This window comes from Isoptericola sp. NPDC060185 (assembly GCF_042728595.1).
In the GTDB taxonomy this organism is placed as follows: Bacteria; Actinomycetota; Actinomycetes; order Actinomycetales; family Cellulomonadaceae; genus Isoptericola.
This window is the reverse complement of the sequence record NZ_JBHWYY010000011.1, coordinates 86,304-100,121: the sequence shown is the minus strand read 5'-3', so window position 1 is coordinate 100,121 and position 13,818 is coordinate 86,304. Positions and strand designations below refer to the sequence as shown.

Annotated in this window: 8 protein-coding genes; 7 read left to right on the top strand and 1 reads right to left on the bottom strand. The window is 70.5% G+C overall.

Annotated features, from left to right (window positions below):
• Nucleotides 1–104 precede the first annotated feature (104 nt).
• Nucleotides 105–2,450, bottom strand: coding sequence for a hypothetical protein (locus ACFWDO_RS06750; RefSeq protein ID WP_380315095.1), 2,346 nt, complete (start codon nt 2,448–2,450; stop codon nt 105–107).
• Between the two features lie 436 nt (nt 2,451–2,886).
• Here ACFWDO_RS06750 and ACFWDO_RS06745 point away from each other — a divergent pair, with 436 nt between their 5' ends.
• The 7 genes from ACFWDO_RS06745 to ACFWDO_RS06715 all read left to right on the top strand — a co-directional run bounded on the left by ACFWDO_RS06745 (nt 2,887) and on the right by ACFWDO_RS06715 (nt 13,768).
• A complete protein-coding gene (locus ACFWDO_RS06745) occupies nt 2,887–3,912 on the top strand; it encodes a LacI family DNA-binding transcriptional regulator (protein WP_380315098.1) in 1,026 nt (341 codons plus the stop codon).
• A 118-nt stretch (nt 3,913–4,030) separates the two neighbouring features.
• Nucleotides 4,031–7,129: an alpha-mannosidase gene (locus ACFWDO_RS06740; protein ID WP_380315101.1), complete on the top strand. Its 3,099-nt coding sequence runs from the start codon at nt 4,031–4,033 to the stop codon at nt 7,127–7,129.
• A 4-nt stretch (nt 7,130–7,133) separates the two neighbouring features.
• The gene (locus ACFWDO_RS06735) at nt 7,134–8,441 is read left to right on the top strand and encodes an ABC transporter substrate-binding protein (protein ID WP_380315104.1); all 1,308 of its coding nucleotides are present in this window, start codon (nt 7,134–7,136) and stop codon (nt 8,439–8,441) included.
• A 173-nt stretch (nt 8,442–8,614) separates the two neighbouring features.
• Nucleotides 8,615–9,427 (top strand): carbohydrate ABC transporter permease, encoded by an 813-nt coding sequence (locus tag ACFWDO_RS06730; protein WP_380315108.1) that lies wholly within the window; start codon nt 8,615–8,617, stop codon nt 9,425–9,427.
• On the top strand, nt 9,424–10,260 hold the full coding sequence (locus ACFWDO_RS06725) for a carbohydrate ABC transporter permease (RefSeq protein ID WP_380315111.1): 837 nt from the start codon (nt 9,424–9,426) through the stop codon (nt 10,258–10,260). Before ACFWDO_RS06730 ends, ACFWDO_RS06725 begins: the two co-directional genes overlap by 4 nt.
• A complete protein-coding gene (locus tag ACFWDO_RS06720) occupies nt 10,257–11,558 on the top strand; it encodes a glycosyl hydrolase (RefSeq protein WP_380315114.1) in 1,302 nt (433 codons plus the stop codon). The genes ACFWDO_RS06725 and ACFWDO_RS06720 overlap by 4 nt, the downstream gene beginning before the upstream one ends.
• A complete protein-coding gene (locus tag ACFWDO_RS06715; RefSeq protein ID WP_380315117.1) occupies nt 11,555–13,768 on the top strand; it encodes a glycoside hydrolase family 3 N-terminal domain-containing protein in 2,214 nt (737 codons plus the stop codon). Before ACFWDO_RS06720 ends, ACFWDO_RS06715 begins: the two co-directional genes overlap by 4 nt.
• Nucleotides 13,769–13,818 lie beyond the last annotated feature (50 nt).

Below are 13,818 nucleotides of genomic sequence, written 5' to 3'. Positions count from 1 at the left end.
GGCTCGCAACGCCGCGACCCGATCCGCGAAGAGCCCTCCGAGTTGTTGCCGCCTTCCGAAGCCAGCGGCTGACGGCGCTTCATCCGCGAGAGCGCACGCCGTGGCTATCGGATAGTCACGACAGCCGGATTGCTCTCGGTACCGTCGGGAGCGACTGCCACGACCGCGACGCGCGTGCCGGGCTCGACGTCGTCGAGTACGTACGCGTCACCGGAGACCCGTCCCAACCACCGAGGAGACGTGGTGATGGTGCGCAGGTCGTAGTACCAGATCTCCGGGGTCGACCGCCACCGAAGGCCGGCGGTCAGGCCGCTCCCGCCGCTGCTCGGCGCGCTCGTGTCGATGCGGAGCCCCGCCGGCGGCGGAGGGGTCTGCGCGGTGCGCGGCGCGGCGATCCGCAGCTCGCCGATGTACACGCGATAGTCGTCGACGCTGACACCGGACGGCGCAACCACGCCCACGGAGACCGCGGTCACCAGCGTCCCGCGGCGCGGAGCAACCCTGAACTCGAGCCGTCGCCATCCGTTGGCCACGGCCCGCCGGGACCGCGCAGTCAGCCACGTGGTGCGTCCCGGGGCGTCGTCGTAGCTGACCCCCAGCCGTACGAGCCCGCTCGCGTCGACCGAACCGTCATGGACGATGAGCGACATCACCGCCGGTCGATCCGCGTCGATGGCGGTCTTGAACAACCGCACCTCGGTGCCCGCACCGTCGCCGACAGGACCGTCGAGGCGCAGCGAGCTGCCCCCGTCGAAGGCGACCGTGTGGTCGTAGTCGACGCGGAGGAGGCCCGGGACACCGGTCGCCCCGTCGAGGTCACGCGTCCACCACTGCCAGGTCGGCAGCACGTCCTGGACGCCCATGCTGTACCAGACACGCTGGTGGGCTGACGCGCCCCGGAGGAAGAAGCGGTGCCCCTGCCCGGTGTTGAACCGGGTGGTGAACGGCAGCTCGGCGATGACCGACCGCTCCGGGATGAAGTTGGCCACGCCGTACTGCGGCACCCAGTCCGGGCTCACTGCCTCCTCGACAGAGGGATGGACCGGCGCAGGGAGGACTGCCGGGTTCTCGGCCCTGCCGGCCCAGAACTTTCGGTCGGCGACGTGGATCGCCTCCTGCATGACCAGAGGGTCGGTCGCCTGCGCACCGACCTGGGCCTGGGTGCGCCGGACCACGCGGTCCGACTGGCTGTACAGCGCCAGGCTCGCCACCGGCGGACGTTCCCCGTTGAGGGGAACCACTTGGTCGGCGTAGTAGTCGAGGGCGTTGGCGTGCTTCCCGTCGTTCTCCTCACCCATGTCGAGCGCGAAGAAAAGTGTCTCAAACGGGTCCAGCCCGCGGCTCTTGGCAAGCGCCACCGACGGTGCGACGTAGTCCGCGTCGTGCGCCCAGTCCGGCTCCGCGAACTTCTGCGGCCATGCGTAGTTGATGAACATGCTGTCGACGACGCGCCCCGGGTCGATCCACCCCGCGTTGTCCTCGGTGAAACGGTTCCGATACTTGGCCGAGCCGTCACGCAGGAGCGCGTCGTAGATCTGCAGGTAGAAGTCGGGCATCCCCTTCTTCCTCGCGCGGTCGTGCATCGCGTCGAACATGGCCGCGAGGTCGTCGGCCTGAGCGCGGGTGAGCCTGGTTCCCTCGATGTTGAGGAAGTACCCGTCATACCCGAAGTGGTGCGCGAGGTCGACCAGCTTGTCCCCGACGACGAAGTGGCCCTCGGCATCCTTGGCGATGAAGTCCGTGACCGCACCCGGCGTCGCAGAGAAGTAAGGTTGGAAGACCGTGCCCAGGGCCAACGCGCCGTTGCGGTGCGCGACGTCGACCCGTGCCGGGTTCGGGATGGTGTCCAGGCGACCCGACAGGCCCAACCAGTCGCCCATGTAGTCGACGTACTGGGCGAACCTGCTGATGTAGGGGTACTGGTCGAAGCCGTAGCGCGTCTGGCGGAAGGACGGCGCGTCTGCGACGACCGGCCAGTAGAAGGTGTCGAGACTGAAGACCTCGGGCCTCGGGCTGAGGCGCGGGTTGGCCTGCGTGGCGGCCGGCAGGTCGATCCGGCGGGCACGCGCCACCTGGCTGCGCATGTAGGCCGCGTTGGGGTCGGAGGCGGGGTCGTAGTCCAGGAACGTCTGGAGCTCTTCAGGAGTCAGCAGCCGCAGCTCCGTCTGGGTGGGAGGGAAGGTCGGCGCCGCGCTGGGCGCCGTCGTGGCACCGGGCGCGGTGACGGCATCGGCCGCGGCGGCGGCCTGCCGGTCCCAGGAGCCCGTCGCGGTCAGTGCCAGCGTCGCCCCCGCAGTCGTGAGGAACGCTCGCCGATGCATGGTGAAGGTCAGGCGGGGATCGTTGGTGGTCATTTCCATCCGTTTCGTCAGATGAATCGGAGTCGTGACGGCGTGGGATCGGACTCCCGTTCGTGTCACCGCCAGCGCCTGGCCGCGAACGAAAGTCAAGGTCATTCCGTCGACATGCCGAGCCCGCAGCGCGACTCCGTTGAGGCGCTGGCGTGGCCTTCGGCCGAACATGTTGACAGCGACGTGTCGGTGTACACGCAGCTCCACATGGTCGAGATCCAGGGAACTAATCCCCTTTAGTTCGGCACGCTAGCGTCATTGCTTGAGGCAGTCAACGGCCACTGCGCCGCGCGTCGTTGGTATGGGCGTCGCCCTCGTAGGGGAAGCGCCGTAGCCTCGGATCGCTCCCGATGACCACGGCCACCGCCAAGGGGGTGGCCGCCGTCACCCGCAGCCCCGTCGGCGCCCTGGACGAGACGAGTCCGCATCCAGAAGCGGGCTCGGCTGCGCCCCACGTCGGCCAATCAGGCCCCAGAATGGCACCAAGATGTGGCCTGGGCACCGTGCCTGCCACGCGACGCACAAAGGGGACTCGGTGAGCTCCAACACGAAGCGCCCTCTGCTGCGGGACATCGCAGCCCGGGTCGGGGTCTCCGAGACGGCGGCATCGTTCGCGCTGAACGGTCGTCCCGGCATCTCCGACGAGACGCGACGGCGCGTCCTCGCCGTGGTCGAGGAGATGGGGTGGCGCCCGAGCTATGCAGCCCGCGTCCTGACGGGCGCCCGATCGCGAACGATCGGCCTCGTGCTGTCACGCACCTCGGCCACCGCCGACTCGGACCTGTTCTTCATGCGACTGATGACCGGAATGCAGGCGACGCTCCGATCCGCACAGTACGGGCTTCTCATCCAGGTCGCCGAGACGCTCGATGAGGAGATCGAGGTCTATCGCACTTGGCACGCCGAACGTCGCGTCGACGGCGTCGTGCTGGTCGACCTTCGCGCCGACGATCCGCGCCCCGGCGCCGTGGTCGACCTCGGCCTGCCCGCGGTCCTCGCGGGCGGACCGGACCCGGAAGGCCTGATCCCCTCGGTGTCCATCGACGACACCGCGGCGATGAACCTGGTCCTCGACCACGTGCGAGCTCTCGGCCACGAGCGAGTCGCCTACCTGTGCGGCCCGCAGGACCTGCTCCATGTGCAGCGCCGGGTCAAAGCGTTCGACGAGGCTGTGCACCACCACCGGCTGCGCCAGGGTCGCGTCGTCGGAACAGACTTCACCTCGCGCTCCGCCGCCGAGTCGACGCGAGCGCTCCTCGCGGACCCCGCACCCCCGGAGGTGATCATCTGCGACAACGAGGTTCTGGCCGTCGCCGTGGTCGCAACACTGCGCAACCTGGGCTTGAGCGTGCCCGACGACGTCGCGGTCGCCTCGTGTGAGGACACCCCCGTGTGCACGGCCATGCAGCCGCAGCTCACTGCGCTCCACCGCGACACCCACGGGTTCGGCACAGACGTCGCCCAGCACCTTCTGCGCATCCTCGACGGCGCCCCGCCGGCCGACAGCCAGGAGCAGACGCCCGAACTGATCGTGCGGGGCAGCACGGCCGCCGCCGACTGACCCGCCCGCACTCGCACATTGACTCCTCAGCCCACGACGGCTAGTGTCGCGCCAACTAAAGGGCATTAGTTGCTCTCGGTCCGGCACCGCCGCCTCCCCCCGAGCCACAGGAGTTCCCGTGCACTCGCACCCCCAGCAGACGCTCGACCGGCTCGAGCGGGTGCTGCGCGAACGCATCCAGCCGCAGGTCCATCTGCCGCTCGCCGGTGTCACCCTGCACGCCTGGCAGGTCGACGGGGACGGCGAACCCGTCCCGGCCGGGCACGCCATCGGTTTCGCACCGTTGCCGGGGCGCGCGACCCCTCGGTACGAGCCGTTCCAGGAGGGCTCCACCTGGGGTCCCGCGTGGAGCACGACCTGGTTCCGCGTCGAAGGCCGCGTGCCCGTCGACGCGCCAGAGGTCGTCGAGCTCTGCGTTGATCTCGGCTGGGAGGCACACTCCGTTGGAGGCCACGGCGAGGCGCTCGTCCACCGGGCCGACGGTTCCGTTGTCAAGGCGCTGCACCCTCGCCACGGCACGCTCCGGTTGCGCGGCCCCGGCGCGCACGATCGCCTCGTCGACAGCGACGGCTCATTCACCCTGTACGTCGAGGCTGCCGCCAACCCGCTCGTGCTCGGTCTCCCCCCGTTCGAGGTCACTGACGTCGGCGACAAGGACACAGCGGCGAGCTTCGCACCGTACGTGCTGCGCTCGGCCGCGGTCTGCGAGTTTCGGACCGAGACGTGGGAGCTCGTGCGCGACCTCGAGGTGGTGGGCGGACTGGCCGGCGAGGTGCCTTCCGAGGACCCACGCTACTGGCGCCTCGTCGACGCGCTCGGCCGGGCCCTCGACGCCTTCGACCACACCGACCCGGCAACCGCGACGGCAGCGCGCGCGGAGCTCGCCGAAGTTCTCGCCCAGCCGGCCCATGCCAGCGCCCACCGCATCACCGCCGTCGGTCACGCCCACATCGACACCGCGTGGCTCTGGCCGCTGCGAGAGACGCGGCGCAAGGTCGCCCGCACCGTCTCCAACGTCCTGGCCCTCATGGACTCGGACCCGTCGCTCGTCTACGCCATGTCGTCGGCGCAGCAGTTCGCGTGGCTCGAGGAGGACCAGCCTGAGCTGTTCGACCGCATGTTCGAACGGGTCCGGGAAGGACGGTTCGTTCCGGTCGGCGGCATGTGGGTCGAGTCTGACGCGATCATGCCGACCGGCGAGTCGATCGTGCGGCAGTTCACCTACGGGCGGCGATACTTCGTCGAGCGCCTCGGCGTCGAGCCCGACGGCGTATGGCTGCCCGACAGCTTTGGCTACTCAGGTGCCCTGCCGCAGCTCGCTCGGCGGGCCGGCTTCCGGTGGTTCCTCACGCAGAAGATCTCGTGGAACGACACGAACACGTTCCCCCACCACAGCTTCGACTGGGAGGGCATCGACGGCACGCGGATCTTCACGCACTTCCCGCCGGTCGACACCTACGCCGCCGAGGTCTCTGCCGCCGAGCTGCACCACGCGTCGGCTAACTTCCGGGACAAGGCCCGCTCGTCCCACTCCCTCGTACCCTTCGGCTACGGGGACGGCGGCGGCGGCCCGACGCGGGAGATGCTCGGCCGCGCCCGCCGTTTTGCCGACCTCGAGGGCGCGCCGCGCGTCGAGGTGCGCAACCCGTCGGAGTTCTTCGCCGAGGCCCAAGCGGAGTACATCGCCGCGGGCGGCCCACCGTTGTGGCACGGTGAGCTCTACCTCGAGCTGCACCGCGGCACCCTCACCTCGCAGCTCGCGATGAAGCAGGGCAACCGGCGCTCGGAGGCCATGCTCCGCACCGTCGAGCACCTCGCGACTCTCGCCGCTCTCCGGGGCGCCCCGTACCCCCGCGCGGAGCTCGACGACGTCTGGAAGACCGTCCTGCTGCACCAGTTCCACGACATCCTGCCCGGGTCGTCCATCGCCTGGGTGCACCGTGAGGCGCGGGAGACCTACCGCGGCCTGGACGAGCGCCTGCGCGCCCTCGCCGCACAGGCCGCGAGCGCACTCGCCGCCAACGGCGGCTGCTCCCCCGCGCGACTCACGCCGACGGCGCACGGGTCGTGGGCCGTGGAGCGCCCCTCCGAAGCCGACCCCGTCGTCGTGGAGACCACGGAGGGTCGCACCGTCCTCGACAACGGGCTGCTGCGCGTCGTCGTCGACGCCTCCGGCCACGTGACCTCGCTGCTCGACCTCACCGCGGACCGCGAGCTCGTCCCGGACGGCGCCCGTCTCGGTGCCCTCGCCCTGTTCCGTGACGTGCCGATCCGCTGGGACGCGTGGGACGTCGACCGGCACACCCTCGGCCTCGGCGAGGACGTCGAGACGGTCGAGAGCCTCGCCGTCGCCAGCGACGAGGACGGGGCCGCGCGCGTCACCGTCGTACGCACGCACGGCGGCTCCCGCTTCACGCTCACCCACGTGCTGCGCCCAGGTCTTGCGGCGCTCGACGCCACCCTCGACGTGGACTGGCAGGAGCGCGAGCACCTGCTCAAGGTCGCGCTGCCCCTCGACGTGCGGGCTCCCGGAGCGCGTTATGAGACGCAGTACGGTTGTGTCGAGCGTCCCGTCGGCACCAACACGTCATGGGACGAGGCGCGGTACGAGGTCAACCAGCACCGCTATCTGCACCTCGCCGAGCCCGGGTACGGCGTCGGCGTCGTCAACGACTCGAGCCACGGCGTGGACGTCACGCGACTCGACGCAGGTGGCACACTCGTGCGGCTCTCGCTGCTGCGCGCGGCCCGCTACCCCGACCCGGGTGCCGACCTGGGCAGGCACCGCATGGCCTGGTCCGTGGTGGCCGCTGACCAGCCGTCCACCGTCACCGCCGCCTACGCCCTGAACGCCCCCGTCCTCGACGCGGTGCCTCAGATCGACCCGGCGGTGAGCCTCGCACTCGACGCGGGCTCCGCCGTCGTCGACTGGGTCAAGCTCGCCGACGACGACAGCGGTGACGTCGTCGTTCGTGTGGCCGAGGTCGCCGGCGGGCGGGCCCGCGGCGCCCTCGCGGCAAGCCCCGACCTGCGGGGCGCGACCGTCGTCGAGACCGACCTCCTCGAGCGTCCGCTCGACGAGCACCCCGACGACCTCTCTCGGGCCCTGGGATCCACCGACCCCGCTCCCCTCGACGGAGCGCGGCTTCGGCTCGCCCCGTTCCAGGTCACCACCCTGCGGATCCGGCGCGCCGGATCCTCGACTACGAAGGAGTAATCACATGCGCAGGTCCTTCCCCAGGTTCGCCGCGGCGGGCGCCGTCGCGGCCGCCGCCCTCGCCCTCGGTGCGTGCGGCATCGCCGGCGGGTCGACCGACTCCGGCGGCTCGACCGACTCCGGCGACGGCGAGATCACCGGCGAGATCACGTTCCAGACCTGGAACCTCAAGGGCGGCTATGAGGACTATCTGACCGACCTCGTCGCGGCGTTCGAGAAGGAGCACCCGGGCACCACCGTCAAGTGGATCGACCAGCCTGCCGAGGGGTACCAGGACAAGCTCTCGGCGGACGCCGCGGCCGGCAACCTGCCCGACGTCATGGACATGGGCCCGGAGTCCGCCTACACGCTCGCGCAGGCGGGCACGCTCCTCGACATCGCGAAGGCGGACCCGGAGGCGAAGGATCTGTACCTGCCCAAGGCATGGGAGTCGATGACCTTCGCCGGGGTCGACGGGGGCACTTACGGTTATCCCTGGTACCTGAACACGGGCCCGTCCTTCTTCAACACCGCGCTCTTCGACGAGTGCGGCCTCGACCCGAAGGATCTTCCCGAGACGTACGACGACCTGTTCTCCCAGGCGGGGGTCATGGCCGAGAAGTGCGGCAGCGACCCGACGATGATCGGCCGCCTGCCGAGCATCGAGACGTTCGGCGAGTACGGCGTCGAACTGATGAACGACGAGGGCACCGAGTTCACTTTCAACAACGCCAAGGGCGTGGAGTACGTCCAGCGGTACGTGGACCTCTACAACCAGAAGGGCCTCTCGGAGGAGGCGGTCAACGCCCTGCAGACGGCCGAGGTGGACGGTTTCAAGTCGGGCGAGCTTGCCTGGATGCTGGGGAGCTCCTACACCCTGAACGACCTGAAGGACACCGCTCCGAAGATCTACGAGAACCTCGGGATGGGGCCGCGCATCGCCAACGTGGCGCCGAACATGTACATCGAGTCCCTGGTGATCAACTCCCAGTCGAAGAACACCGCGACGGCGCAGGCCTTCGCGAAGTTCGTCACCAACTCGGAGAACCAGCTCGCCTTCGCCAAGGCGGCGTCGGTCTTCCCGTCGTCGGCCGGGACCCTGGACGACCCGTTCTTCACCGACGACGACGGCACCGACCTGGCACAGGTCCGCATCGCTTCGGCCGAGCAGGTCGCCGACGCGGCGGTGTGGTGGCCGCCGGCGTTCTCGGGGGGCGCCGACTCGGAGTACCTGCGTGAGCAGATCGCGCAGGCCGTGCTCGGCAAGAAGTCCGCGCAGGAGGCCCTCGACGACGCCGTCAAGTACTCGAACGACCGGCTCGCGAATCAGTGAGCTCCGTGACCAACCCCTTGAGCACCACGGCGTCCGTACCTGGACGTGACGCCGATCGGCCGGGTCCCCTGCGACCCGGCCGGTCGGCCGGCCGCACGCGGCACTGGTCCCACGGCCCCTGGTACGCGCCCTGGATCTTTCTCTCCGTCGCTCTGCTGGTCGTCCTGACGTTCGTGATCTTCCCCTTCGTCAACACCCTGCTGCTCGCGTTCACGGACGCCACGCTCCTCAAACCTGGCAAGTTCATCGGGCTCGACAACTTCACGCGGTTGCTCGAGGACCCCCGCTTCACCACGGCGCTGCTGAACTCCACGCTCTACGTGATCTGCGTCGTGCCCGTGATGGTCGTCCTGCCCCTCGTGCTCGCCGCGCTCGTGGCGGGCAAGGGGCGCCTGCTCGGTTTCTTCCGGACGACGTACTACCTGCCGGTGGTCATGTCGCCCGTCATCGTCGGGCTCATCTGGACGAACCTGCTCGACCGCCGCGGGATGGTCAACCAGGTGCTCTCCTGGCTGTCGGTCATCACGGAGCCCGTGCCCTTCCTCACCGATCGCTGGCTGCTGCTGTTCAGCGCGATGTTCGTGACCGTGTGGATGGGCATGGGCTACTACATGGTCATCTACCTGGCGGCGCTGGCGAGCATCGACCCGACCTTGTACGACGCGGCGGCGGTGGACGGCGCGGGCACGGTGCGGCAGTTCCTGCACGTCACGATGCCCGGCGTGCGCAGCACGATGGGGCTGATCGGGCTGTTCTCCTCCATCGCGGCGTTCCGCGTCTTCGGCGAGATCTACGTCCTGTCGAACGGGACGGGCGGCCCGGGAGGGGGCGACCTCACCATGACCATGCTCATCCAGCGCGAGGGCACCGGCCTGCAGGCTCAGACCGGCTACGCCGGCGCGATCAGCCTCGTGATGTTCGTGATCATGGCCGCCTTCCTGGTGCTCCAGCTCGTCGCCCAGAACCGTCAGGGGAGGAAGCCGTGAACGCCACCAAGCGCATCCGGGGCGGTGCCGTCGTCCGGTACACCATCCTCGTCCTCATGCTGGTCCTGCTCGCAGGACCGCTGCTGTGGCAGCTGTCCCTGTCGTTCAAGGGTGCGGGCGACGATCTCTACGCGCAGCCCCCGCAACTGATCCCCGCCGACCCCACCCTGGAGAACTACACCGGGGTGCTCGACCGGGTGCCGGTGCTGAAGTTCGTCGCGAACTCCGCACTGGTCGCCGTCATGGTCGTGGGCGGCAACGTCGTCTTCGCCACAGCCGCCGGCTTCGCCCTGTCCCGGCTGCGGTTCCGCGGTCGCGCCCTGGTCACCACACTGTTCGTCGCGGCGCTGCTGGTGCCGGTCGAGGCGATCATCGTTGCGCAGTTCCTGCTGGTGCGGTCTGCGGGGCTGACCGACAGCCTCGTCGGCGTCGCTCTGCCCGCGCTGGTCGCGCCCCTGAACGTGCTCCTCATGCGTAACGCCTTCGCCGGAATCCCCGACGAGCTCGAGGAGGCGGCCGTCCTGGACGGGGCCGGCGTCTGGCAGCGCTTCCTGCGCGTGTGCCTGCCCCAGGTCAAGGGCGTGATGACGGTGGTCGCCATCTTCGCCTTCGTCGGCTCGTGGAACGACTTCCTGTGGCCGCTGATCGTGCTCTCCAGCGAGCAGAACTACACGCTCACCGTCGGGCTCAACATGCTCAAGGGCACCTTCTACGACGACCCGCGCCTCATCGCCGCCGGGACGATCGTCGCCCTCGTGCCGATCATCGTGTTCTTCGCGGCCCTGCAGCGGTACTTCATGCGCGGCCTCGAGCAAGGAGGAATCAAGGGATGACCACGCCGCGCTTCGGCGTCAACTATGTTCCCCGCCAGGGCTGGTTCTACTCCTGGCTGGAGCCGTCCTGGGACGAGATCCGCAGAGACCTCGACGCGATCGCGTCCCTCGGTCTGGACCATGTCCGCGTGTTCCCGTTCTGGCCGGTGCTGCAGCCCAACCGCACCCTCATCCGGCCACGCGCCCTTGCGGACGTGCGACGCGTCGTGCAGCTGGCGGGCGAAGCAGGGCTGGACGCGTCGGTGGACGTCATCCAGGGGCACATGTCGAGCTACGACTTCGTCCCGGCCTGGCTCACGTCGTGGCACGCCACGAACATGTTCACCGACCAAGGTGCGCTGACCGCCCAGGCGGAGCTCGCTCGTGCGCTGGACGCAGCCCTGTCCGATCAGCCGAACTACCTGGGTCTCACGCTCGGCAACGAGGTCAACCAGTTCTCGGGTGACCCGCATCCCAACCCGATGCGCGCCACCCCGACGGAGGCCGAGCGGTGGGTGCGGACGCTGCTGGACGCCGTCCCTGCGGACGGCGACCGGCTGCGCCTGCACGCCGAGTACGACGCGGTCTGGTATCTCGACGACCACCCGTTCCTGCCGACGCACGCGTCGCGCCTCGGCGACGTCACCGCCATCCACTCGTGGATCTTCAACGGCACCGCGCAACGCTACGGCGGGATGTCCACCGAGAGCCTGCGGCACGGCGAGTACCTGGTGGAGCTGTCCCGCGCGTTCGCGACCGACCCGAGCCGCCCGGTCTGGCTGCAGGAGATCGGGGCACCACTGAACTGCCTGGACGAGGCTGACGCTCCCTCGTTCTGCGAACAGGCCGTGCGTCACGCGGCCGACAGCCCCGCCCTCTGGGGAGTGACGTGGTGGTGCTCGCACGACGTCGACCGATCCCTCGCCGACTTCCCGGAGCTGGAATACTCCCTCGGTCTCTTCGACGCCGACGGGGAGGTCAAGCCGATCGGGCTGGCGTTCGCGTCCGTCGCCGAGGATGTGCGACGGCGAGCAACGAGCCCCGCGGTCCGCTCCGACGCCGTGGTGATCGAGGTCGACGAGAACGACGTGCCCCTGCGCCGGGCCGACCTCGCTCCCGGTGGCGCTGTGTTCGCCGCCTGGATGGACCTCGCCCGGGAGGGGCGCCGGCCCACCGTCGTGACCTCGCGGTCGGCGGCGTCGGCCGCGGATGTCGCGGCACGCGGCGTCACCGCGCAGCACCGCCCGGGACCGGGCGGCACCAGCGCCTACTCGGCGGTCAGTGACGCCGAGGCCCTCACCCCGGGCCGCGTGGTATGAGCCCACGTGTCGAGGCGCTCCTCGCCGCGATGACGGTCGAGGAGAAAGTTGGGCAGGTCAACCAGCGGCTCCTCGGCTGGAAGGCGCTGGAGCGCGACCCGCGCGGCGGCTTCCGCGTCACCGACGAGGGTCGCGATGAGATCGAGCGCTGGGGCGGCCTGGGTGCCCTGTACGGCCTCTTCCGGGCGGACGCCTGGTCCGGCCGGTCGTGGGCGAACGGCATACGACCCGAGGAGCGGGCCGAGGCCGCCCAGGTGGTGCAAGAGGCCGTCGCCGCCGTCGACCGGCACAGCGTCGGCACGCTCCTGGTGGAGGAGGCACCGCACGGCCACCAGGCCCTCGGCGGTACGCTGCTGCCCGTCAACCTCGCGGTAGCGGCGGGCTGGCACCCGGAGCGGTTCGCGGAGGCTGGCCGCGCGGTCGCGGCTGAGCTCTCGGCGAGCGGCGTGCATGTCGCCCTCGTGTCTGCTCTCGACGTCCTCCGCGACCCGCGTTGGGGCCGCGCCGAGGAGACCTTCGGCGAGGATCCCTTGCTCGCCGCCGAGCTCACGCGCGCTGTTGTCGAGGGGATGCAGGGGCCCGACCGATCGCGGGTCGGCGGGGAGGGCGTCGCCGTCGTCCTCAAGCACCTCGCCGCGCAGGGCGAGGCACTGGGAGGCCGCAACGGCCAGTCCGCCCACCTGGGCCCCCACGACCTCGCCGAGATCCACCTGCCACCTGTCGCGGCGGGTGTGGCCGCCGGGGTGCTCGGCGTGATGGCGGCCTACAACGACATCGACGGCGTGCCCTGCTGCGCCAACCCGGACCTGCTGACGACCTACCTGCGCCGCGAGCTCGGCTTCGACGGCATCGTCATGGCCGACGGCCACGCCGTGGACCGGCTGGAGGGGACGACCGGCAACCTCCCCGCGGCCGCCCGTGCGGCATTGCTCGCGGGCGTCGACCTCTCGTTGTGGGACACCGCCTACACGATGCTCGCCGACCTCGCGGTCGAGGACGCCGAGGTCTCGTCGGCGCTCGACCTCGCCGCGGGGCGGGTCCTCACGCTGAAAGAACGGCTCGGCCTGTTGGGCAATCCGGGCGTGCCGACGGCACTGGACGCCGAGCGGTCCGTCGTCCGACTCACCCGGGCGCGCCAGGACGCCGAGAGGTCGTCGCGCCAGCTGGCTGCCGACTCCCTCGTCCTGCTGAGCAACAACGGTCTCCTCCCGCTGCACCCGGGCGTGCGCCGGGTCGCGGTGGTGGGCCCGTACGCCGACGATGTCCCGGCCCTCCTGGGCGACTACGTGCCGCCGCTGCCCGCAGGCTCGGCAGCGACCATCGCCGGCGCGCTGCAAGCCGCGCTGCCGGACGCCGAGGTGGCCATGGGCGAGGACGTCACGGCGCCGGACGGCGACGTTCTCGAGCCGGCCTTGCTCCGGGCAGCCGACCTCGTCGTGGTCGTGGTCGGCGGCACCAGTCACCGTTCGTACGACGACGCGTTCGCCGACAACGGCGCGATCGTCGGGCGCCCCGGAGAGGCCACGGGCGGGGAGGGCGTGGACCTCGCCGACGTCTCGCTGCCCGGCGGGCAGGACGACCTGATCCGTGCCGTCCGCGCGGCGACCGACGCACCCGTCGTAGCCGTGGTCGTCTCGGGTCGGCCGCACGTGCTGACGACCGTGCTGGACCTCTGCGACGCCGTGCTGTGGGCCGGGTACCCGGGCCCGTGGGGCGGCGAGGCGGTGGCCGACGCCCTCACCGGGCGGGCCGAACCCACCGGCCGGCTCCCCATGACCCTCCCCCGGTACCCCGGTGTCGTCCCGGTGCGCTACAACGATCGCCAGTCCGCCGCCGACGTCTACCGTGACGCGCCCGACCCGGTTCTCTTGCCCTTCGGGCACGGGCTGCGCTACCTCGATGTCGCCGTCACCGACCTCGAGGTGTCCACCGGTGCGGGAACCGTGCGCGTCACGGCGACCGTCGCCAACCGCTCCGACGAGCCGGCCGACGCCCTTGTCCCCGTCGTCGCGCACCGGACGGGCGGAACTCGCGTGCCGCGTCTGCGCGAGCTGGTCGCCTTCGGCCACGTCGACGTGCCCCCGGGCGACACAGCCCAGATCGCATGGGAACTTCCCGCCGAGCGTGCCTTCGCCGGGACCTCGCCCCTGGCGGTCACGACCGTGCACGTCGACGGCCTGAGCCGGACGGCGGGTCCCTGCGTTACCTGACTCCGGCCCTGTGCCGGTGACCATCACTCACGAAGGAGAGAGACGTATGG

Excerpts from the sequence above, each read along its gene's own strand:
- ACFWDO_RS06715 (WP_380315117.1), top strand. The coding sequence starts at position 11,555 with ATGAGCCCACGTGTCGAGGCGCTCCTCGCCGCGATGACGGTCGAGGAG.
- ACFWDO_RS06735 (WP_380315104.1), top strand. The coding sequence starts at position 7,134 with ATGCGCAGGTCCTTCCCCAGGTTCGCCGCGGCGGGCGCCGTCGCGGCC.
- ACFWDO_RS06720 (WP_380315114.1), top strand. The coding sequence starts at position 10,257 with ATGACCACGCCGCGCTTCGGCGTCAACTATGTTCCCCGCCAGGGCTGG.